This window comes from Rhabdothermincola salaria (assembly GCF_021246445.1).
Lineage (GTDB): Bacteria > Actinomycetota > Acidimicrobiia > Acidimicrobiales > Acidimicrobilacustridaceae > Rhabdothermincola_A > Rhabdothermincola_A salaria.
The window spans coordinates 72,414-93,993 of record NZ_JAJQXW010000003.1; the positions used below are offsets into that span (position 1 = coordinate 72,414).

Genomic DNA, 21,580 nt, shown 5'->3' on the forward strand with positions numbered 1-21,580 from the left:
TGCCGACGCGCCGGCCCGCGCGCGGGAATTCGCTGGGCGGGGTCGGTGCGGGGTGGCTCAGCCGACACCACGGAGACGGCGGGCCAGCAACTCCAGGCGGTCGTCGGGTTGGACCGCGGCGATGCGCACGAAGCCCGCCCCCTGGGGTCCGTAGAACTCCCCCGGGCTGACCAGGGCGCCGCCCTCCGCGGCCAGCCGCCGGGCCAGCCCCCACGCGTCGCCGTCGGGTGCTGCCACCCAGAGGTAGAAGGCACCGTCGGGCCGCGCCGCAAGGATGTCGCGCTCGCACAGGGTGTCGGCCAGCAGGTCGAGGCGGGCCAGGTAGCGCCCGCACTGCTCGTCGACGTGCGCGTCGTCGCGCCACGCGGCCACGGCGGCGGCCTGCACCGGTCCGGGCACCATGAACCCGGCGTGCTTGCGGAGCTCGGACAGGTAGTGCACCAGCTCGGCGTCGCCGGCGTAGAACCCGGCCCTCACCCCCGCCAGGTTCGAGCGTTTCGACAGCGAGTGCACGGCCAGGACCCCGTCGGTGCCGTGCTCGAGGATGGTGCGGCGAGGGCCCTGCCACGTGAACTCCACGTAGCACTCGTCGCTGGCGACGGGGACGCCGTGCGCTCGCCCCCAGGCGGCCGCAGGCCCGAGGTCGGTCACCGCTCCGGTGGGGTTGCCGGGCACGTTGACCCACAGGCACAGGGCTCGAGAGGCGTCGTCGGCAGAGATGGCGTCGAGGTCGGGAGCGCCGTCGGGGCCCGGGGGGACGGGCACCGCTCGGGCCCCGGCCAGCGTGGCCCCCATGGCGTAGCTCGGGTAGCTGATGGCGGGGTACAGCACGGTGTCGCGCGAGGGATCGCGCAGGCGCAGCCAGTGGGGCAGGCCGGCGACGAACTCCTTGGTCCCGATGCAGGCCGCGAGCTCGTCGACCGCCACGGTCACGCCCAGGCGACGCTCCAGCCATCCGGCGGCCGCGTCCCGGTACGCCGGCGACCCGATCGAGGCCGGGTACCCCCGCTCGGTGCCCGACGAGGACAGCGCGTCGAGCACGAACGCCGGCGGCGCATCGCACGGGGTGCCGATGGAGAGGTCGACCACGCCGCCCTCGTGGGCGGCGGCCAGGGGCTCGAGCTCGCGCAGGCGGTCGTAGGGGTAGGGCGGGGGCACGAAGCCCGGCTGGTCACCTGGAGGCGTCATCGTCGGCCAGTCTCGCCGATCGGGTCGGCCTCATTCGACGACGAAGTCGCGCAGCCGGCTGGCCGACGCCTCGTCGAGGCGGGCCCGGACCGACATGCCCTCGTCGGTGGCGGTCTCGACCAGCACCTCCCCTTCGCGGTGCAACGAGGCCAGCACGTCGCCGCGCTCGAAGGGCACGACCAGCTCGACGACCTCTGCCAGGCCCCGGAGGCGATCGCCGATGGTGCGCAACAACACGTCGACGCCGTCGCCAGTGATGGCGCTGATGGCGACCGAGCCGGGGTGGGCGCGGGCCAGTCGCCGGGCGGCGACGGGGTCGAGGTCGGCCTTGTTGGCCACCACGAGCTGGGGCACCTCCCCGGCGCCGATCTCGTCGAGCACCGTGTTGACCGCGTCGATGTGGGTCTCGGGATCGGGGCCGGAGCCGTCGACGACGTGCACCAACAGGTCGGCGTCGACCACGACCTCGAGCGTGGACTTGAAGGCCTCCACGAGCTGGTGGGGCAGCTTGGTGATGAACCCGACCGTGTCGGTGACCAGAACCGCCTCGCCGCCGGGGAGCTGCAACCGGCGGGTGGTGGCGTCGAGGGTGGCGAAGAGGCGGTCCTCCACCAGCACGCCGGCGTCGGTGAGGCGGTTGAGCAACGTCGACTTGCCGGCGTTGGTGTACCCGACGATGGCGACGGTGCTCAGGCGGGATCGCTGGCGCGACTTGGCCTGGGTGGCGCGCACGCGTGAGACGTCGCGCAGCTCGGCTTCGAGCTTGTGCATGCGGCGCAGCAACCGGCGCCGATCGACCTCGAGCTGGGTCTCGCCGCCACCCTGGCGGGCGCCGATGCCGCCGCGCTGCTGCGACATCTGGGTGCCGCGACCTCGCAGGCGGGGCAGGCGGTAGCGGATCTGAGCCAGCTCGACCTGGGCCTTGCCCTCCTGGGAGTGGGCGTTCTGGCCGAAGATGTCGAGGATCACCGCGGTGCGGTCGATGGCGGTACGACCCAGCGCCTTCTCCAGGTTGCGCTGCTGAGCGGGGCTGAGCTCGTCGTCGAACACCACCGTGTCGGCATCGAGCTGCTCGCACAGGGCCCGGAGCTCCTCGACCTTTCCGGCACCGAGGAACGTGGCCGGATCGGGGGTCTGACGCCGTTGGACCATGGTGGCGGCGGCGTCGGCGCCGGCGGTGTCGACCAGCAGCGCCAGCTCGTCGAGGTGGCGTTCGGTGTCCTCTTCGGTCTCGGGTGGCCGGGTGACCCCCACGAGCACGATCTGCTCCCGGAACGCCCGGTCGATGAGCCCACCCGACTCACCACCGAAGTCGCCGAACGCCCCGCGGTGGCCCCCCGGCGCGCCGGTCGAAGCCGGGTCGCGGCGACGGCCGGTGCCGTCGTCACCCATCAGCGAGCTCGAGGGTGGCGACGTGCTGGGAGGGGCCGATCAGGAGCGGTTCGTCGCCGCCGAGCACGACGTCGGCGGTGCCGCCCGGCATGCTCACCTGGACCTGGGCACCCACGAGACCCCACCTGTGGGCGAGGTGGGCCGCGGCGGTGGCGCCTGTGCCGCACGCCGCGGTGGCACCGGCCCCGCGCTCCCAGACCAGCAGCTCGATGGTGTCCGTGCCGGGCTCCACGGTGATGTACTCGACGTTGACCCCCGCCGGGAAGCGCTGCTCGAACCAGGAGCCCTCTCCGGTGAGCTCGACGGACGCCAGGTCGTCGACCAGCACGACGAGGTGGGGGTTGCCCAGGTCGGCGGTGCCGTGCCGTCGCTCGCCGAGGCGCTCGGCCACCGACGCCGGCACCTCCGGCCCGGCGCCCACCGAGCCCATGGAGACGCTGACCGTGGCCACCCGGTGCTCGGCGTCGTCGTGCACAACGAGGTGACGGGGACCGCCCTCGGTGGCGACGAGGTAGTGCACCTCGTGCTCGTCGCGAGCCATGGCCATGGCGTGCCCGAGACAACGGATGCCGTTGCCGCTCATCTCGGCCCGGCTGCCGTCGGCGTTCCAGAGCTCCATGACCACGGCGATGCCCTCACCGTCGTCGGGGCGGGGGCGGCGCCCGACGATGAGGCCGTCGGCGCCCACCCCCCGACGGCGGTCGCAGAGCGCGCGGGCGCGGTCGGCGTCCACGTCGAGGGGGCCGTTGACCTCTTCGAGCGCGACGAGGAAGTCGTTGCCCAGTCCGTGGTGCTTGGTGAGCTGCATGATGGGTCTCAGTCTCTCAGCATCGACGCCAAAGCGGCGACGGCGTTCTCCTCGTCGGGGGGATCGATGCGCCCGGCTCCGCCGTGGGATGCGGGACCGAGGTCCAGCCACTCGATCCTCGGGTCGCGGCGGAACCAACGCTGCTGACGGCGAGCGAAGCGGCGCGTGCGGGTGACGGCGGTGGCGAGGGCCTCGTCGAGGGGGGTGCCGTGCTCGAGGTGGTCGAGGATCTCGGCGTAGCCCAACGCCTGGCGGGCCGTGGGCGACAGCCCCCCGGGGCGGGCGGTCAGGGCGACCACCTCCTCGAGGAACCCGTCGGCCATCTGGGTCTGGTAGCGGTGCTCGATGCGCGCGTCGAGCAGCGGCCGCTCGAGGCGGAGGCCGACGACCGGGAAGGGTGTCGGCGGGTACGACTCGAGACCGGGCCCGAACGACGAGAACGGACGTCCGGCGCCGAGCGTGACCTCGAGCGCCCGCACCACCCGACGCCGGTTGGTGGGCTCCATCCGGGCCGCGGCGAGGGGATCGAGGGCGCGGAGGCGCTCGTGGAGGCTGACGGTGTCGGTCTCGGCATCCAGCTCGGATCGGATCTCGGGGTAGCGCCCGGGGATCTGCAGGTCGTCCACGACGGCCTGCAAGTAGAGGCCCGTCCCGCCCACGAGCAGGCCCCGCCGGCCGCGGGCCTCGATGTCGGCGAGCACTGCGTAGGCGTCGGCCTTGAAGCGCGAGACCGTGTACTCCTCGTCGGGGTCGACCAGGTCGAGGAGGTGGTGGGGCACCTCGGCGCGCTCGGCAGCGGTGGGTTTGGCCGTACCGACGTCCATGCCCCGATACACCTGCATCGAGTCGACGGTGACGATCTCCACCTCGGGGTGGCGTCGGGCCACCTCGAGGGCCAGCGCGGACTTGCCCGAGGCCGTGGGCCCCACCAGCGCCAGGTGACGGCCACCCGGGCGATAGCCGGCGGGGGCATGGGGGGGCACGAGATCAGACGGAGACGACGGGGATGCGGGTGCGATGACGCGGTGCGGCCAGCACCTCGACGAGCTCGCCCCGCAGGAAGTGGGGCCCGGCCCCGACGACCAGCGTCTCGGCCAGGGTTCCGGCCCGCAGGGGTCGCTCGCTGGCGAAGTGCACGAGCTTGTTCTGGGTGGTGCGGCCGGTGAGCACCGAGGGGTCACGCTTGGAGGGGCCCTCGACCACGACCTCCTCGGTGCGACCGATGCGGGCCTGGTGCTTGGCCAGGGCCGAGCGCTCGACGACGACCCGGAGCCGGTCGAAGCGCTCACCCACCACCGCGGGGTCGACGAAGCGCTCGGTGAGCTCGGCGGCCTCGGTGCCGGGCCGCGGCGAGTAGATGAAGGTGTAGGCCGAGTCGTACTCGGCGGTGGCAGCCACCTCGAGCGTGGCCTCGAAGTCGGCGGCGGTCTCCCCCGGGAAGCCCACGATGATGTCGGTGGTGAGGGCCAGGTCGTCGATGGCCGCTCGGGCCGCCGCCACCTTCTCGAGGTAGCGCGCCCCCGTGTAGCCCCGATGCATGGCGGCCAGCACGTCGTCGCTCCCCGACTGCAGCGGGAGGTGGAGGTGGGGGCACACCTCGGGGTGGCCGGCCATGGCGGCGATGGTCTCGGGCCGGAGGTCCTTGGGGTGCGGGGAGGTGTAGCGGACCCGACGGATGCCGTCGACAGCGGCGACCGCACCCAGCAGGTCGGCGAAGAGCGGTCGGGGCCGGCGGGCCGGGTCGCCCGCCCACAGCGCGCCGGCCAGATCGGCATCGGTGCCCGAAGGGTCCTCGCGTCGCAGCGACGTGGTCAGGTCACGGCCGTAGGAGTTGACGTTCTGGCCGAGCAGCGTCACCTCGAGCACGCCGTCGGCGGCCAGTCGCTCCACCTCGGTGACCAGCTCGCCGAAGGGCCGGCTGATCTCGCGACCCCTGACCGAGGGGACGATGCAGAAGGCGCAGTTGTTGTCACAGCCGATCTGGATGGTGACCCAGGCGGCGTGGTCGACCTCGCGGCGGACCGGGAGGGCCGAGGGCCAGGCCTCGGCCTCGTCGAGCGCCTCGTCCCAGATCTCGACCACCGGCCCCGACTCTCGGGCCTGGTGCAACAGATCGACCGCCCGGTGCACGTTGTGGGTGCCGAGGACCACGTCGACGTGGCCGGCCCGTTGGGCGATGAGGTCACGGTCCTTCTGGGCCAGGCAACCGCTGACCACGATCTCCATGCCGGGGCGGGCGGCCTTGGCCGACTTGAGGTGCCCGAGGGTGCCGTAGAGCTTGTTGTCGGCGTTCTCACGGATGCAGCAGGTGTTGAGCACCACCACGTCGGCATCGTCCGGGGATGCGGCCGGCACCAGCCCGTCGGCCTCGAGCAATCCCGCCAGACGCTCGGAGTCGTGCTCGTTCATCTGGCACCCGAAGGTGCGGATGGCATAGGTGCGGCCGTCGGTCACGGACGCCCAGGGTACCGGGCCCCCTCTCGGGGACCCAGACGGATGCGACGGCGACGACGGCCCCCGGTGGTGGTGTGTGGAGGGGACCGCCGTCACCGACGAACGGGGATCAGTCGTCGAGGCTGATCGGGAGATCGTCGAGCTCGGTCATCACGTCGGCGCCCTCTTCGTCGTCGACGGCACCGATGCCGACCTGGGTGAGGATGCGCTCGGAGATCTCGACCATGAGCTCGGGGTTCTCGTTGAGGAACGTCTTGGCGTTCTCCCGACCCTGGCCGAGCTGCTCGCCCTCGTACGTGTACCAGGCACCCGACTTCTTGACGATGCCCAGATCGACGCCGATGTCGAGCAGGGACCCCTCGCGGCTGATGCCCTTGCCGTACATGATGTCGAACTCGCACTGCTTGAAGGGCGGGGCGACCTTGTTCTTGACGACCTTCACCCGGGTGCGGTTGCCGACCACCTCGACGCCGTCCTTGATGGCCTCGATGCGGCGGATGTCGAGGCGGACCGACGAGTAGAACTTGAGCGCCCGTCCACCCGGGGTGGTCTCGGGCGAGCCGAACATCACGCCGATCTTCTCGCGCAGCTGGTTGATGAAGACGCAGACGGTGTTGGACTTGTTGAGGTTGGCGGTGAGCTTGCGCAGCGCCTGGCTCATCAGCCGGGCCTGCAGGCCCACGTGGCTGTCGCCCATCTCGCCTTCGATCTCGGCGCGGGGGGTGAGGGCCGCCACCGAATCGATGACGATGACGTCGAGAGCACCCGAGCGAACCAACATGTCGGTGATCTCGAGGGCCTGCTCGCCGGTGTCGGGCTGGGAGATGAGCAGCTCGTCGATGTCGACACCGATGTTCTTGGCGTAGACCGGGTCCATGGCGTGCTCGGCGTCGACGTAGGCGCAGATGCCCCCGTTGCGCTGAGCCTCGGCCACCACGTGCATGGCGAGGGTGGACTTGCCCGAGGACTCCGGGCCGTAGATCTCGGTGACGCGCCCACGGGGGAGCCCCCCGACACCGAGGGCCAGGTCGAGGGCGAGGGCGCCGGTCGACACCGTCTCGACCCCCATCGAGGTCTTGTCGCCCATCTTCATGACCGAACCCTTGCCGAACTGCTTCTCGATCTGGCCGAGGGCCATGTCGAGTGCCTTGTCTCGCTCCACCGTTGTCTCCTCGGGTCTCGTGGCGGTCTCGCCGTGTACGTCTCTTGCGTTGGGATGCGTCGTGCGTCGGATGCGACGGGAGGGCCGGGCGGGGTGGCCTCGGCGATGTGGTCACCCTACGAAGGGGGTGGGACAGTGCCGCCGAGCTCTCTGGCGCCGTGCGAACCACAGCAGTGTAAGTACGAACAGCCGTTCGGATCAAGGACCCTCGCACCGGAGACCGCGACGGACCGGCTCCACCCCTGCCTCGGACCCCGAGCCCCGCATCACCGGGTGCTGTCGCTACGGTGACGGGAGACGTCCCCCGCTCGCCTCCAGGAGTGCCGCCATGAGCCAGCCCCTCCCCGCCGACCCCACCGAGCGCGACGCCGAGCTGCGCCGTCGCCTCACCCCCGAGCAGTACCAGGTCACCCAGCAGCAGGGCACCGAGCGGGCGTTCACCGGCACCTACTGGGACTGCCACGACGAGGGCGTCTACCGCTGCATCGTCTGCGACACCCCGCTGTTCACCTCCGACACCAAGTTCGACTCCGGCACCGGGTGGCCCAGCTTCTGGACCGCGGTGGACGAGGGCGCGGTGGAGACCCGCACCGACAGCTCCCACGGCATGGTGCGCACCGAGGCCGTGTGCGCCACCTGCGGGGCCCACCTCGGTCACGTCTTCGACGACGGCCCGGCCCCCACCGGCCTGCGGTACTGCATGAACTCGGCCTCGCTGCGCCTCGACGCCGCCACCGGCACCGACGCCTGAACCTGACTCGGACGACCCCCCGGGCCCCGGTGTCCCGGCTCTTCGTGGCGGTCGACCCGCCCGACCAGGTGCGCCACGCCCTCACCGAGGTGGTGCCCCGACCCGAAGGCCCCGGGGTGCGCTGGGTCCCGCCCGACCAGTGGCACGTCACCCTGCGCTTCCTCGGTGAGGCCGACGAGCGCGCGGCGGTGGCGGCGCTGGCCCGGCTCCGGGCCCCGCGAGCGACGGCGACGATCGGGCCCAGAGTGTCCCGGCTCGGCCGCACCGTCGTGTGCCTGCCGGTTTCCGGTCTCGACGACTTGGCCGGCGCCGTCGAGGAGGCCACCATCCACGTCGGCGTTCCTCCGGACCATCGTTTCCGGGGCCACCTCACCCTGGCCCGGCTCAAGGCCCGGGCCGCGTGCGGGGTCACCGGCACCGCGGTGTCGGCCGCCTTCGAAGTGGGCGCGGTGCGCCTGTACCGCAGCACCCTGCACCCCGACGGGGCGCGCCACGAGCTGGTGGCCGAGGTGGCCCTCGGCGGGTGATCAGCGGGCGAGCAGGCGCCGCCTGAGGTGATCGAGCAGCGAGATGACCGTGTACTGGGCGACCTGGTCGCGTCCACCGGGAAGGCGCATCATGGCGGTCTCGGTGACACCGTCGAGGTGGCTGGCGATGAACACCGTCCCCGGTTGGACCCCCTCCTGGGCCGTCGGGCCGGCCACCCCGGTGGTGGCCAGGCCCACGTCGCTGCCCACCACCCGGCAGATGCCCTCGGCCATGGCGGCCGCGCACTCCTCGGTGACCACGGGACCCTCGGGGACACCGAGCAGGTCGAACTTCACGTCGCTGGCGTAGGCCACCACGCCCCCACGCACCACGTCGCTGGCTCCGGGGGCGGCGGTGAGGCGGGACGCCACCAAGCCCCCGGTGAGCGACTCGGCCACCCCCACGCTGAGTCCGGCCGTGCGCAGCAGGTCGTTGACGACCACCTCCATGGTGTCGTCGTCGGTGGAGAAGACGATGTCGCCCAGGACCTCGGTGAGCAGCTCGACCTCGCGCTCGAGCACGGCGTCGGCCTCCTCGCCGGTGTCGGCCTTGGCCGTGACCCGCACCTTGAGGCCCTCGATGCCGCTGGCCAGGAAGGCGATGGTGGCGTGGCCCTGCTGGTCGAGCTCGTCGATGCGCGGGGCGAGGATCTCGGCCAGACCCGACTCGGACTGGCCCCAGGTGCGCAGCGTGCGGCTGCGCAGCGCCCCGGTGTCGCCGGCGCGGCGGCGCAGCTCGGGCAGCACCGTGCCGGTGACCATCTCCTTCATCTCGTAGGGGACGCCGGGCACGGCGAAGACGACCTTGTCGCCCACGGGGCAGATGAGCCCGGGGGCGGTGCCGGGCTGCTGGGCGATGCGGGTGGCACCCACCGGCACCATGGCCTGGCGCAGGTTGTTGGCCGGCATGGTGCGCCCGTGGGATCCGAAGATCTCCATGAGCCGTTCGACGACCTCGGGGTCCTCCTCGAGGGGGACGCCCATGACCTCGGCGATCACGTCGCGGGTGATGTCGTCCTGGGTGGGGCCGAGGCCGCCGCAGACGATGACGGCGTCGCTGCGCTCGAGTGCGTCGCTGATCGCCGTGCGGATCCGGCCCCAGTTGTCGCCCACCTTGGTCTGCAGGTAGCTGTCGATGCCGGCCAGCGCCAGTTGCTCGCCGATCCACGACGAGTTGGTGTCCACGATCTGGCCCAGCAACAGCTCGGTGCCGACGGCCACGACTTCACAGTTCACCGGTAGGTCCTCCCCTGGTCCCCGAACCGGCGAATGTAGCGCCCACCCGACGGGCCCCGGCCCGTGCTCAGGGGGCCAGGTCGGAGCGGTCGCCGAGCGTGGTCGCCGCGCTGCGGCCGTCGAGGACGTACTGGGCCCCGCTGATCACGGCCAGGGCGGCGGCCAGGTACAGCAGGCCGTCGGCCAGCCAGGTGAGGTCGGTGAGCGGCGGCATGAGGACGGCCCCCACGGCGAGCGACTGCACGAGGGTCTTGGCCTTGGCGCTGCGCCGGGCGGGAACGGCCAGGCCCCGGCGACCCCAGTAGACCCGGTAGAGGCTGATGGCGACCTCGCGCACGGCGATGAGGGCGACCGGCCAGACGGGGAAGCGGTCGACCGCGACCAGCGAGAACATGGCCCCGAGCACCAGCACCTTGTCGGCCAGCGGGTCGAGGAAGGCGCCGCTGCGGGTGGTGCCGTAGCGGCGGGCCACCCACCCGTCGACGCCGTCGGTGAGCGACAGCACCGTCCACACGAACCAGACCAGCCAGCCGCTGGGGCGATCGCTGATCATGGCGAAGAGCAACGGTGACACCAAGAGACGCACCACGGTGACGGCGTTGGCCGGGGTGGCCAGCGCCGACGGGCCGAAGCCGGACTCGCCGGCGAGGGCGCCCACGCCCACCACCCGGTGCTCGCCGGAGCCCTCGTGCGCGTCCGTCTCGCGTCGGGGACCCTGCTCGCTCATCGCCGGGCCCCACCCACTGCGGGGACCGCCTCCACGGCGGCGAGGGGCTCGGCCACCAGGTCCGGTCCGAGGGCGTCGACCACCCGGACGGCCTCGACGGTGCCGACGGCCATGGTGTCGGGCACCACCACGATGCCGTCGATCTCCGGGGCTTCACGGTGCGAGCGGGCCTGGCCGGGAGCGTCCACGAGGACTTCGACCACCGACCCGATCAATTGGTCACGTCGAGCTGCGGTGATGTCGTCCTGACGCTCACGGAGCTCGGCCAGGCGCTCGGCCACGAGGCTCTCGGCCACCACGCCGTCGAGGCCGGCGGCGTGCGTTCCCTCTTCGCGGGAGTAGGCGAAGAAGCCGCACCAGTCGAGCTGGGCCTCTTCGACGAAGGCCAGCAGGGCGTCGTGGTCGTCCTCGGTCTCCCCCGGGTAGCCGACGATGAAGTTCGACCGGAAGGTGGCCTCCGGCTCGCGTGCGCGGATGTCGGCGATGCGGCGCAGGAAGCGCTCCCCGTCGCCCCATCGGCGCATCCGCCGCATGAGCGGAGGTGAGACGTGCTGCAGGGAGAGGTCGAAGTACGGCACCCCGGTGCGACCCACTGCGTCGATGAGCTCGTCGGTGAGGTCGGAGGGGTACAGGTAGAGCAGCCGGGTGCGGTCGACCCGGGCCGCCACCGCGTCGACGAGCGCCACGATGGAGCGCTCGCCGACACCCTGGTCGCGGCCGTAGGCGGCCAGGTCCTGGGCCACCAGCACGATCTCCCGGGCGCCGAGGGCGTCGACCTCGGCGAGGACGTCGTCCATGGCCCGGGACCGCTGCTTGCCCCGGAACGACGGGATGGCGCAGAACCCGCAGGCCCGATCGCACCCCTCGGCCACCTTGACGTACGCCCACGGGGCCGACGAAGGGGGGCGGGGCAGGTTGAGCAGATCGAAGGTGGGCAGCGGGGCGGCTCCGGGGTCGGTGTCGGAGGGCTTGCGACCCAGGGTGACCGGCACGCCGAAGCCCACGACGGCGTCGGCCTCGGGGAGGGCCTCGGCCAGCTCGGTGCCGTAGCGCTCGGCCATGCACCCGGTGACGACGAGGCGGGCGCCGTCGCGCCGCACGTCGTCGAGGCCGAGGATGGTGTCGACGGATTCCTGGCGGGCATCCTCGACGAAGGCACAGGTGTTGACCACGACGACGTCGGCGTCGTCCGGCCCGGAGGCCGGCTGGTAGCCGTCGGCGAGGAACGTGCCCGCCAACTTGTCGGAGTCGACGTGGTTCTTCGGGCACCCGAGAGTCTCGATCCAGAAGCGCCCGGCCATGGGAGCCCATGCTAGGCCGCGCCCGGTGGCACCCCTCACGGCCGCCGGCCCGACGTCAGCGGCGGTCGAGGGACCCGGTGAGCAGGGCGAGGGCGAGCGCGGTGAGCGACATGCCCTCGGTGACCCGCCCGTCGGTGAGGGCGGTGCGCACCTCCGCCGTCGGGACCCACTCGACCCGTTCGGACTCCCCCGGGTCGGTGGGCTCTCCCCGACGGTCCGCTCCGGCGGCCACGAAGAGGTGGAAGGTCTGGTCCACTGCGCCGGCCATGGGGTGGTAGCTGGTGAGCGGTCGCAGCGCCCGGGGGGCCCACCCGGTCTCCTCGAGCGCCTCGCGCTCGGCGCCCGCTCGGGGCGTCTCGCCCGGGTCGAGGTTGCCGGCGGGGATCTCCCAGCCCCACGAGTCGGTGATGAAGCGATGTCGCCACAGCAACAGCACACGGTCGGTGTCGACGTCGTGGATCACCGTCCCCGCCGCGTGGTTGGGCAGGCGCAGGACGTGGTGGTCGAAGCGGGGACCGCCCGGCACCTCGACGTCGACCAGTCGGAGGCTCATCCAGTCGCTCTCGTAGAGCGAGCGCTCGCCGTGCACGTCCCACCGCATCCGCCGCACGGTACCGGCCCGGCCAGCCGTGGTGACCGAGGGTGCTCAGCTCGCCAGGGGCGTGCCCGGCCGGGGCCACGGCAGCACCATCACGACCCCGGTGCCCGACCCGGTGCAGAAGGCCCCGAGGCCGTCGAGGGTGAAGCACACGTTGGTGATCAGGGGATCGGGCAGGGCGATGAAGGCGGCCTCCCGCGACGACGGGTCGACCACGGTGAGCCCGCCGGCGGCCAGCGTGCCCACCACCACCGCTCCGGCAGCGTCGACGGCGAGGGAGTCGAACAGGTGCCCTTCGGGGGCGTCGAACAGCAGCCGGCCGCCGTGGGGCCCCACCCCGTCGTCGTGGCGCCCGAGGGAGCCGGGTGCCACCACCGGCCAGGCCCAGAGGCGGCCCGTGTGGGTCTCGGCCGCGTAGAGCTCGTCGCCCGCCGGGGACAGGCCGATGCCGTTGGCCGCATCGAGGCCCACGACCGCGCCGCGCAGGTCGCCGCCGTCGGTCGTCCCGTACAGCACCGACGGGAGGTGGGCGTTGCCCGAGCCCTCCTCCTGGCGGACCCCGTGGTCGGTGAACCACACCCCGCCGTGGCCGTCGAGCACGAGGTCGTTGGGGGCCTGGAGGCGCTCGTCGAGGCGATCCCACACGGTGGTGACCGACCCGGTGGCGAGGTCCACCCGGTCGATGCTGCCGCCGGTCCAGGTCGCCGGGGTCGGGCCGGGCACGACCATCCCGTCGATGTCGTGCCACGCGAAGAAGCCGCCGTTGTTGCACAACAGGAGCCCCTCGCCGCACGAAGCGGCTCCGTTGGGACCCCCGGGCACGTCGGCCACCCGGGTGGTGGTGCCGTCGGCGCCGACGCGGGTCACGCACTCCCCCGCGACCTCCACGACGAAGAGCGATCCGTCGTCGAGCGCCACGGGGCCTTCGGGGAACCGCAGCCCGGTGGCGAGGATGACGGCGTCAGCGGCGACGGGGAGGTTCTCGGCCATGCCGCGGTCTACCACCGAGGGCGCAGGCCGTGTCGGACGGAGGCGACGCCGGGGGTCAGGCGTCACCGCCGAGGAGCTCATCGAGCTCCTCCGGCGTCATGAGCACCGCCCGGGCCTTGGAGCCCTCCGACGGTCCGACCACACCCCGCTGCTCGAGGAGGTCCATGAGGCGACCGGCGCGGGCGAAGCCCACCCGCAGCTTGCGCTGCAGCATGGAGGTGGAGCCGAGCTGCGAGCGCACGATGAGCTCCATGGCCTGGCGCACCAGCTCCTCGTCGTCGTCGTCGCCGCTGCCCCCGCCGCTGCCGGTGGTGGCTCCCGGCGACCCCGACGAGCTCTCGTCGTTGCCCTGCACGGCATCGTCGTCGTAGCTGACCTCGGGCGACTGGCGACGCCAGTAGGCCACCACGTTGCGGACCTCGGCCTCGGTGACCCACGCCCCCTGGATGCGCTGGGCCACGCTCGAGGTGGGGCCGAGCAGGAGCATGTCGCCCTTGCCCAGGAGCTTCTCGGCGCCGGCCTGGTCGAGGATCACCCGACTGTCGGCCAGGCTGGCCACGGCGAAGGCCAGACGGGCGGGCACGTTGGCCTTGATGACGCCGGTGATGACGTTCACCGACGGCCGCTGGGTGGCGATCACGAGGTGGATGCCCACGGCGCGGGCCATCGCCGCGATGCGCTGGATCGACTCCTCCACGTCGCGGGCCGCCACCATCATGAGGTCGGCCAGCTCGTCGACCACCACGAGGATGTAGGGCAGGCGGTGGTATTCGCGCCCCTCGAGGGGGTCGTCGACGACGTCGCCGCGGTCGTAGGCCGCGTTGTAGCCGTTGATGTCGCGGAAGCCGACCTCGCTGAGCAGGTCGTAGCGGCGTTCCATCTCCTTGACCGCCCAGGAGAGGGCGTTGGCGGCCTTCTTGGGGTTGGTGACGACCTGGGTGAGCAGGTGGGGAAGTCGGTTGTACTGCCCCATCTCCACCCGCTTGGGGTCCACCAGGATGAGGCGCACCTGGTCGGGGGTCGAGCGCATGAGGATGGACGTGAGCAGCGAGTTGAGGCTCGAGGACTTGCCCGCGCCGGTGGCCCCGGCGATGAGGATGTGGGGCATCTTGGCCAGGTCGGCCATCACCGAGCGGCCGTTGATGTCGCGCCCGATGGCGACCTCGAGGGGGTTGGTGGCCGCCTTGGCCTCGGGGGAGGCCAGGATGTCGCCGACCGCCACCAGCTGGCGGTTGTCGTTGGGCACCTCCACGCCGATGGCCTGCTTGCCGGGGATCGGGGCCAGGATGCGCACGTCGGCGGCCGCCATGGCGTAGGCGATGTCCTTGTGCAGGCTGGTGACCCGGGCGACCTTCACCCCGGGGGCGAGCTCGAGCTCGTAGCGGGTGACGGTGGGGCCGACCACCATGCCGACCAGGCGGGTCTCCACCCCGTGCTCGGCGAGGGCGCTCTCGAGCGTGCGACCGCGCTCCTCGACCAGGGCCCGGTCGACCTCCTGGCGTTCGGAGCGATCGAGGAGCTTCATCGGGGGGAGCTTCCAGGGGTTCGGGCGCACGGCCGGCCCCACGGGCATGGCCAGCTGCTCCACCTCGGTCGGCACCTCTTCGGCGGTGGGGACGTGCAGGACCGGGCCGTCGGCGTCGTCGCTGTGCGCGTCGGGATCGAGGATGGCGTCGAGCTCCTCGGGATCGACCAGGTCCCCGAGCAGCTCGTCGTCCTCCCCGGCGATGAAGACCTGCAGGCCGCCGGGGTCGTCGGCCGGCGCGTCGGGGTCGGTCTCGTCGCCCGTGGGGTCTGCGTTCCTGCGGCGGCGCCGCCGGGGCGGCTCGTCGTCGTCGAGGGCACCGTCGAAGAGGGCGGGACGATCGTCGGTGAGGTCCACGACCGCGTCGTCGGAGCCCAGCTCGAAGAGCGAGTCGACGCCGCGCCGCACCACGTGGCGCACCGGCTTCACCGACTCGGCGGTCTTGTTGGCGGCGGTGCGGATGGGCATGCCCGTGAGCACCACCAACCCGATGATGCCCACGGCGACGAGGACGAGCGCGGCCCCCCACAGCGACAGGAGGGCCTCGAGGGGACCGCCGACCAGCATGCCGAGGTGGCCGCCCGCATCGATGACGTCGTCGAGGGGGTCGCCGAGCTCGGGGCTCCCCTGGGTCAGGTGCAACAAGCCGGCGGCGGCGACCACGATGACCGCGGACCCGACGGCCATGCGGGCCCGTCGCCACCGCACCGGATCGTCGTCGTCGCGCGGCCCGCGCACCAACAAGGCGCCGCCCACGAGCAGGGCGACCGGCGCCAGCAGGCGCAGGTCGCCCACCAGCGCGCCGAAGGCGTCGGACAGGCCCCGGCCCACCGGACCGGCGAGGTCGGCGTACACGCCGAGGGCGGTGAGCAGGCCGAGGGCGATGAGGGCCACGCCCCACACGTCGTGGCCGTGGCCGTCGAACGCCCGCCGCAGGGGGTTCGGGCCCGGGCGGCGCGCCGCAGTGGACGGACGGCCCTTGGGCGCGGCGGCACCCTTGGTGGTCTTGGTGGTCTTGGTCGTGCGACGAGACGACCCCGAACCGCGGCTGGACGCAGTGGAGGAGGTGCGGCCCGAACTCGACCGGCTCGTCTTGGATCCTTGTTTCGTGGCCACAGGCGTGCGCGTTCCGTTCGGGGCCCCACTCCGCGCGCCAGAGGTGAGGTTACCGGCCTCGTCGGCCGCGGGCGCGGACCGTGAACGATTCCCGAGGAGGTGTCCGCTCGGGTACCTCGGGCCCGGTGACGCCCCGGTAGCGTGCCGGTGACCACCAGGGGGGATCGACCATGCCGAGACGGGGACCGACGCGAGTGGCGCGCCTGCTGGGGGCAGCCGTGGCGCTGACCCTGGTGATGGGCGCATGCTCGTCCGACGACGACGACGCCACCACCACCACCGACGACCCGGGCACCACCGCCGCAGCCACGACGCCGTCCACCCTCGCACCGCCCGACGGGCTGCCGGCGTTCTACGGGGTGCCCGATCCCCTTCCGGCCGGGGAACCGGGTGACCTGATCGCCGCCGAGCGCCTCGAGGTCCCGGAGATCGACGGCACCACCTGGCGGGTGATGTACCACTCCGAGTCCACCCGCGGCGACGACATCGCCGTCACCGGGATGGTGATGGCTCCCGAAGGCCCGGCACCCGACGGCGGGTGGCCGATCATCAGCTGGGCCCACGGCACCACCGGCATCGCCGACCAGTGCGCCCCCTCGCTGGAGCCGGCGGACCTGGCCGTGCTGGCCAACCCCCTACTCGAGCGGGGCTACGTCGTCACCGCCACCGACTACGAGGGGATGGGCACGCCGGGCCGGCACCCCTACATCGCCGGCGAGAGCGAAGCCCGGGGCACCATCGACATCGTCCGGGCCGCCGAGGACCTCGATGCCGACCTCGACCTCAGCGACCGCTACCTGGTGTGGGGCCACTCCCAGGGCGGCCACGCCGCCATGTTCACCCTCGAGATCGGTGAGCAGTGGGCGCCCGAGCTCGAGCAGGTCGGGGTGGTGGCCGGTGCCCCGCCGTCGCAGCTGCTGCTCATCAACGCCGCCCTGCAGACCAGCCCCTTCCGCTACTACATCGCCATGGCCGCGGCCGGCCTCAACGCCGCCTATGGCGACGAGGCGGCACCGCTCGACGAGGTCCTCACCCCCGAAGGCCTCGAGTTCCTCGACAACGTCGACGAGGGCTGCACCGCCGAGCTCCGCGAGGCCGCAGCCGGCATCGAGGACTTCGCCGCCCTCCAGCTGGCCGATCCCGCCGACGTCCCCGCCTGGAACGAGCTCCTCGTCGCCAACGACCCCGGGTCCTTCGACACCGCCCGAGACGCCCCGCTGCTCATCATCCAAGGTGGCGAGGACGAGCAGATCCCGGTGGCCTCCAGCGCCTTGTTGTTCGACCAGCTGTGCGAGATCGGCCAGGTCGTGCAGCGGTGGGTGTACCCGGGCCAGAGCCACGCCGGTGTCGTCCTGCCGTCGTCGGGGGACATGTTGCGCTGGATCGACGACCGCTTCGCCGGCGAGCCGGCCCCGGACCCCTACCAGCCGGTCGGTCCGCCCGTGCCGGAGACCCAGAGCTGCCCTCCGGTCTGACCACCCGAGAGCCACGGTCACGGTCCGGTTGGTCCCGGTCGTAGCCGGTCTGCCTAGACCTGGGCGTCGTCGTGCTGCGGCGCCTCTCGTGCTTCGGTGCGGGAGCGTTCCTGTGCCCCTGTACGCCTGTGCCCGTCAGGCCGGAAGGGGGCCGTGGTCGCGGCAGTCGGCGTCCCATCCGGCCGGGTGGACCTTCACCCGCAGACGACGCCCACAGGTGGGGCAGAAGCGGGGCGGGTCGAGGGCGCGCCGGCACGGACGGGCGGGATGGGTGGCCAGGCTCGCGCCACACCAGATGCAGAACCCGGCGACGTCCACGGGCGGACCAGGCTCAGATGGCCTTGGAGAGCGCCCCGATGGGCATGGCGAGGTCCTCGAGCATCTGGAGGTCCTCGTCGGGCGAGCGGCCCAGGGTGGTGAGGTAGTTGCCCACGATCAAGGCGTTGATGCCGGCGGTGAGGCCGAGGGCCTGCAGCTCGCGGAGGGTGACCTCGCGGCCGCCGGCGTAGCGCAGGATGACCGACGGCAGACCCAGGCGGAACAGGGCGATCCAGCGCAGCGCCTCGAGGGGCTCGACGAGCGGCCGCCCGGCGAACGGGGTGCCGGGACGGGGGTTCAAGAAGTTGAGCGGGACCTCGGCCGGCTCGACGGCGCGGAGCTGGCCGATGAGCTCGAGGCGCTGCTCGACGGACTCGCCCATGCCCAGCAGCACGCCACAGCACAGCTCCATGCCCTCGTTGCGCACGAGCTGGCAGGTGTCGAACCGCTCGGCCCACGAGTGGGTGGTGACGACCTCGGGGAAGAACGACTCGGCGGTCTCGAGGTTGTGGTTGTAGCGGTGCACGCCACCGTCGGCGAAGCGCTTGGCCTGCTCGGGGGTGAGCACCCCGGCGCTGACCGCCACGTTGAGGCCCGTCTCCTCCTGCACCAGCGGCACCAGCTCGAGCACTCGCTGCATGGTGCGTTCGTCAGGACCACGGATGGCCAGCACGATGCAGAACTCGCTGGCGCCGAGGGCCGCGGTCTCGCGGGCGGCGGCCAGCACGTCGGTCGTGTCGAGGAACGGGGTGGCCTGGACGGCGGACTCGAACTTGGAGGACTGGCTGCAGAAGTGGCAGTCCTCGGGGCAGCCGCCCGTCTTGGCCGACAGGATGCCTTCCACCTCGACGGTGTCGCCGCACCACGCCAGGCGCACCTCGTGGGCGAGGGCGGCCAGGGCGGGCACCGACGCGTCGGGGACGTCGGCCAACGCCGAGAGCTCGTCGTGGGTGAGCTGGCGGCGTTCGTCGAGCAGGGCCGCCTCGGCGCCTCGGATGGCCCGGCGGGCCTCCTCGGGGCTGAGCCGGGGCCGCTCGGGCTCGGTGCTGCGGGGGTTGGACGAGAGGGCGACGGGCACGTCGGGCATAGGGCCGTGAGGCTATCGGCCGTCCCGGGTGCACCGGAAAACGTCCCCCGGCACGAGCGGTTCGCAGCCGGCGCAGGAGCCGGTGGTCACGCCTTGTAGAGCCGCCGGTGGACCTCGAGGGCCCGGGCTTCGAGGCCCTCGGGCGTGGGGCCCAACGGGGGTCGGCACTCCCCGGCCGGCAGGCCGAGCGCCCGCAACATGGCCTTGGTCGGCACCGGGTTGGGCGCGTCGTCGCCGGTCTCGTAGGCGTAGCTCTCGACCATACGGGCGTTCAGCTCGGTGGCCCGGGCGACATCGCCCTTGGCGTAGGCGGCGAACATGTCGGCCATGACCGGGGCGCACCAGTGGGTGGCCACCCCGATGACCCCGACCGCACCGACCGCCAGCAGCGGCAGGGTGAGCGGGTCGTCGCCGCTGTAGACCTCGAAGCCGTCGGGCGCCTGGGCGATCAGACGGGCGGTCTCGCCGGGGTTCCCGGCGGCGTCCTTCACCCCGAGGATGTTGGGCACCTCACGGGCCAACCGCAACAGCACCTCGGTGCTGACCTTGCGGCCGGTGCGCACCGGGATGTCGTAGATCACCATCGGGAGCTCGGTGCAGGAGGCCACGTGGCGGAAGTGGGCCTCGATACCGGCCTGCGACGGGCGGTTGTAGTACGGGGTGACCACGAGGACGCCGTCCATGCCCGCACCGGCTGCCCGGGCGGTGAGCTCACCTGCGTGGCGGGTGTCGTTGGTGCCGCTGCCCACCATGATGGGGACGTCGACGGCCTCGCGCACCGTGTGCCACAGGGCGACCTGCTCGGCATCGTCGAGGCACGACACCTCACCGGTGGTGCCGCTCACCACGAGCGCGTCGTTGCCCTGCTCGACCAGGTGGCGGGCCAGCACGGCGGCGCCGTCGTGGTCGACCGCACCGGTCTCGTCGAACGGTGTGATCATGGCGGTGATCACCGGACCGAAGCGTGGCATGGCGCCGAATGTACCAGTGCCACCGACGGCCCCGGAGCGGGTTCACACGATCGTGACCTGGGAGAACGACGCCGCTAGGCCGGGCGGACCTCGCTGGTGGCGAGGGCGAAGTCCTCGTACTCCTCGCCGGTGTCGACGAGGTTCTCGAACTCGATCACGCCGAGCTCGGTAAACTTGGTGCGCAGCCAACCGTCGCCGGCGTCGAGCAGGCCGAGCTTGCGACAGTTGGGCACGATCTTGGAGAACAGCATCTGCTGGAACAGCAGCTGGTCGGGCCCGCGCATGGCCACCGAGACGGCCTCCTTGACGTCGACGCCCATGCGCTCCCAGACCTCTTGTTGCAAGAAGCGGTCGCGCATGCGCACGGCGGCCTCGTACGCGAACTCCTGGCGCTCACGGATCTCGGCGGCGTCGAGCTCGGCGTAGTACTCCTTGAGCGACAGCACCCCGAAGGCCACGTGCCGGGCCTCGTCGCTCATGACGTAGCGCAGCAGCTGCTTGAGCAGCGGTTCGGTGGTCATCTGGTGCATGAAGCCGAACGCGGCGAGGGCCAGGCCCTCCACCATGATCTGCATCCCCAGGTACGTCATGTCCCATCGGGGGTCGGCGACGATGTCGTCGAGCAGGAGCCGCAGGTGGGCGTTGACCGGGTAGCTGCCCGAGAGCTTCTCGTTCAGGTACTTGGCGAACACCTCGACGTGGCGGGCCTCGTCCATGACCTGGGTGGCGGCGTAGTACTTGGCGTCGATCCAGGGCACCGTCTCGACGATCTTGGCGGTGCAGATCAGCGCGCCCTGCTCGCCGTGCATGAACTGGCTCAGGATCCAGTTCTGGGACTGGATGCCGAGCTCGGTCCACTCCTTGTCGCCCCACGACTCGAAGAAGGTCCCGGAGACGTCGAGGTTGGCGCCCCGGTTGTTGGCCGCGGCGTTGGCCACGACGACGGCCTCCTGGTCGACGTCGAGCTCCCAGGGCAGGTCGGTCTCACCGTTCCACTGCGAGCTCTTGGCCTTCTCGTAGAGCTTCTCCAGCGCCGGCCGGGCGCCCTTCTCGTAGTCCCAGGTGAAGATGGACTCGGCGTTGTTGGCCACGGTGTGCGCCACCGCGTCGACGTCATCGTTGGTGATGCCGAGGATGGCGTCGAGGTCGTCGACCTCGGTCCGGCCGATGAGGCGTTCGGTGCTGGTCATGGGGATCTCCTGGCGAGCGGACTCGAGCGGGTCACGGCGGTGAGAGCGAAGCGGACGGCGTAGGGAGGGCTCATGCGAGGGCTCCGGCGCGGACGCCGGGCACGAGGTACGCGTCGACGAGGTGGCGCACGCACGCCGGGTCGGTGAGGTCGAACCGGGTGCTGGGTTGGTGGAGGTGGCCGAGCACGATGCGCGCCGCCCACTCCCCCACGGCCTCGGCGTCGTCGGGGCCCACGAAGCGGGCGAGGTGGTCACGGCCCCATGCCGCCACCCGGGCGTAGAGAGGGGCGGCGCCGTCGAAGGAGATGTAGGGCAGGACGGATCCGGGGTCCTCGACGAGGGAACGCTGCAGCACCGGGTGCACCGCCAAGGCGGAGGCGGCGGCGTGCACGGCCTCGGCCACCGCGGTGGGCAGGTCGGCCGCGGCGTCGACGGTGTCGGCGAGGCCCTCGAGCAGCGCTTCCACCTCGGCGTGGACCATGGCCAGCAGCAGCCCGCGTCGTCCGCCGGGGAACAGCCGGTAGATGCTGGCCCGCCCGCAGCCCGCCGCCACCGCGATGTCGTCGACAGTGGTGTCGCGCAGGCCCTTGGCCCCGATGCAGTCGCGGGCGGCGAGCAGGACCCGCTCCTCGAGGGTCGTGCCGAAGACGTCGACGGTGGGGGCGACCGGGTTCGGAGCAGGCGCTGTGACATCCATCGCACGTGAGACACTATGCCCATCGATGTCTCAGAGCAAGACATCGCTGCCCGATCTGTCTCAGGGG

At 72.2% G+C, this 21,580-nt stretch carries 20 protein-coding genes; 3 read left to right on the forward strand and 17 right to left on the reverse strand.

The window, feature by feature from the left end; translation table 11 throughout:
• Nucleotides 1–57 precede the first annotated feature (57 nt).
• From LUW87_RS13585 to recA, 6 genes are all read right to left on the reverse strand, one after another.
• Entirely contained in the window at nucleotides 58–1,188 is a 1,131-nt protein-coding gene (locus LUW87_RS13585) for an aminotransferase class I/II-fold pyridoxal phosphate-dependent enzyme (RefSeq protein WP_232671733.1), read from the reverse strand.
• Nucleotides 1,189–1,218: 30 nt separating this feature from the next.
• Nucleotides 1,219–2,580, reverse strand: a complete 1,362-nt coding sequence (gene hflX / locus LUW87_RS13590) for a GTPase HflX (RefSeq protein ID WP_232671734.1) — start codon at nucleotides 2,578–2,580, stop codon at nucleotides 1,219–1,221.
• Complete coding sequence (dapF, locus tag LUW87_RS13595) at nucleotides 2,573–3,388, reverse strand: diaminopimelate epimerase (RefSeq protein WP_232671735.1); 816 nt, start codon at nucleotides 3,386–3,388, stop codon at nucleotides 2,573–2,575. Before dapF ends, hflX begins: the two co-directional genes overlap by 8 nt.
• 8 nt (nucleotides 3,389–3,396) lie before the next feature.
• Nucleotides 3,397–4,371 (reverse strand): tRNA (adenosine(37)-N6)-dimethylallyltransferase MiaA, encoded by a 975-nt coding sequence (miaA, locus tag LUW87_RS13600; RefSeq protein WP_232671736.1) that lies wholly within the window; start codon nucleotides 4,369–4,371, stop codon nucleotides 3,397–3,399.
• A gap of 4 nt (nucleotides 4,372–4,375) precedes the next feature.
• Entirely contained in the window at nucleotides 4,376–5,842 is a 1,467-nt protein-coding gene (locus tag LUW87_RS13605) for a MiaB/RimO family radical SAM methylthiotransferase (protein WP_232671737.1), read from the reverse strand.
• A 109-nt stretch (nucleotides 5,843–5,951) separates the two neighbouring features.
• Nucleotides 5,952–7,004, reverse strand: coding sequence for a recombinase RecA (gene recA / locus LUW87_RS13610; RefSeq protein WP_346742564.1), 1,053 nt, complete (start codon nucleotides 7,002–7,004; stop codon nucleotides 5,952–5,954).
• A gap of 328 nt (nucleotides 7,005–7,332) precedes the next feature.
• On the opposite strand from recA, the gene msrB reads away from it, so the two are divergent.
• Nucleotides 7,333–7,755, forward strand: coding sequence for a peptide-methionine (R)-S-oxide reductase MsrB (gene msrB, locus LUW87_RS13615; protein ID WP_232671738.1), 423 nt, complete (start codon nucleotides 7,333–7,335; stop codon nucleotides 7,753–7,755).
• A 29-nt stretch (nucleotides 7,756–7,784) separates the two neighbouring features.
• Entirely contained in the window at nucleotides 7,785–8,282 is a 498-nt protein-coding gene (gene thpR / locus LUW87_RS13620) for an RNA 2',3'-cyclic phosphodiesterase (RefSeq protein WP_232671739.1), read from the forward strand.
• Here thpR and LUW87_RS13625 read toward each other — a convergent pair whose 3' ends face one another.
• The 6 genes from LUW87_RS13625 to LUW87_RS13650 form a co-directional block, all read right to left on the reverse strand.
• Nucleotides 8,283–9,518 carry a competence/damage-inducible protein A gene (locus LUW87_RS13625; RefSeq protein ID WP_232671740.1) on the reverse strand — a complete coding sequence of 412 codons (1,236 nt, stop codon included), beginning with the start codon at nucleotides 9,516–9,518 and terminating at the stop codon, nucleotides 8,283–8,285.
• A gap of 67 nt (nucleotides 9,519–9,585) precedes the next feature.
• Nucleotides 9,586–10,245: a CDP-diacylglycerol--glycerol-3-phosphate 3-phosphatidyltransferase gene (gene pgsA / locus LUW87_RS13630; RefSeq protein ID WP_232671741.1), complete on the reverse strand. Its 660-nt coding sequence runs from the start codon at nucleotides 10,243–10,245 to the stop codon at nucleotides 9,586–9,588.
• Nucleotides 10,242–11,546 carry a 30S ribosomal protein S12 methylthiotransferase RimO gene (gene rimO / locus LUW87_RS13635; RefSeq protein ID WP_232671742.1) on the reverse strand — a complete coding sequence of 435 codons (1,305 nt, stop codon included), beginning with the start codon at nucleotides 11,544–11,546 and terminating at the stop codon, nucleotides 10,242–10,244. Before rimO ends, pgsA begins: the two co-directional genes overlap by 4 nt.
• 55 nt (nucleotides 11,547–11,601) lie before the next feature.
• Nucleotides 11,602–12,147, reverse strand: a complete 546-nt coding sequence (locus tag LUW87_RS13640; RefSeq protein ID WP_232671743.1) for an NUDIX hydrolase — start codon at nucleotides 12,145–12,147, stop codon at nucleotides 11,602–11,604.
• Between the two features lie 45 nt (nucleotides 12,148–12,192).
• Nucleotides 12,193–13,134 carry an SMP-30/gluconolactonase/LRE family protein gene (locus LUW87_RS13645; protein WP_232671744.1) on the reverse strand — a complete coding sequence of 314 codons (942 nt, stop codon included), beginning with the start codon at nucleotides 13,132–13,134 and terminating at the stop codon, nucleotides 12,193–12,195.
• Nucleotides 13,135–13,189: 55 nt separating this feature from the next.
• Nucleotides 13,190–15,775, reverse strand: a complete 2,586-nt coding sequence (locus LUW87_RS13650; protein ID WP_232671745.1) for an FtsK/SpoIIIE family DNA translocase — start codon at nucleotides 15,773–15,775, stop codon at nucleotides 13,190–13,192.
• A 194-nt stretch (nucleotides 15,776–15,969) separates the two neighbouring features.
• On the opposite strand from LUW87_RS13650, the gene LUW87_RS13655 reads away from it, so the two are divergent.
• The gene (locus LUW87_RS13655) at nucleotides 15,970–17,250 is read left to right on the forward strand and encodes an alpha/beta fold hydrolase (protein WP_232671746.1); all 1,281 of its coding nucleotides are present in this window, start codon (nucleotides 15,970–15,972) and stop codon (nucleotides 17,248–17,250) included.
• A gap of 135 nt (nucleotides 17,251–17,385) precedes the next feature.
• Here the strand turns inward: LUW87_RS13655 and bsaP are convergent, their stop codons facing one another.
• The 5 genes from bsaP to LUW87_RS13680 all read right to left on the reverse strand — a co-directional run bounded on the left by bsaP (nucleotide 17,386) and on the right by LUW87_RS13680 (nucleotide 21,513).
• Nucleotides 17,386–17,568 carry a biotin synthase auxiliary protein BsaP gene (gene bsaP, locus LUW87_RS13660; RefSeq protein WP_232671747.1) on the reverse strand — a complete coding sequence of 61 codons (183 nt, stop codon included), beginning with the start codon at nucleotides 17,566–17,568 and terminating at the stop codon, nucleotides 17,386–17,388.
• 13 nt (nucleotides 17,569–17,581) lie between these two features.
• Nucleotides 17,582–18,655, reverse strand: coding sequence for a biotin synthase BioB (gene bioB, locus LUW87_RS13665; RefSeq protein ID WP_232671748.1), 1,074 nt, complete (start codon nucleotides 18,653–18,655; stop codon nucleotides 17,582–17,584).
• A gap of 86 nt (nucleotides 18,656–18,741) precedes the next feature.
• Complete coding sequence (gene dapA / locus LUW87_RS13670) at nucleotides 18,742–19,626, reverse strand: 4-hydroxy-tetrahydrodipicolinate synthase (RefSeq protein WP_232671749.1); 885 nt, start codon at nucleotides 19,624–19,626, stop codon at nucleotides 18,742–18,744.
• Nucleotides 19,627–19,700: 74 nt separating this feature from the next.
• A complete protein-coding gene (locus LUW87_RS13675; protein ID WP_232671750.1) occupies nucleotides 19,701–20,816 on the reverse strand; it encodes a ferritin-like domain-containing protein in 1,116 nt (371 codons plus the stop codon).
• A 70-nt stretch (nucleotides 20,817–20,886) separates the two neighbouring features.
• On the reverse strand, nucleotides 20,887–21,513 hold the full coding sequence (locus LUW87_RS13680; protein WP_232671751.1) for a TetR/AcrR family transcriptional regulator: 627 nt from the start codon (nucleotides 21,511–21,513) through the stop codon (nucleotides 20,887–20,889).
• Nucleotides 21,514–21,580: the final 67 nt, after the last annotated feature.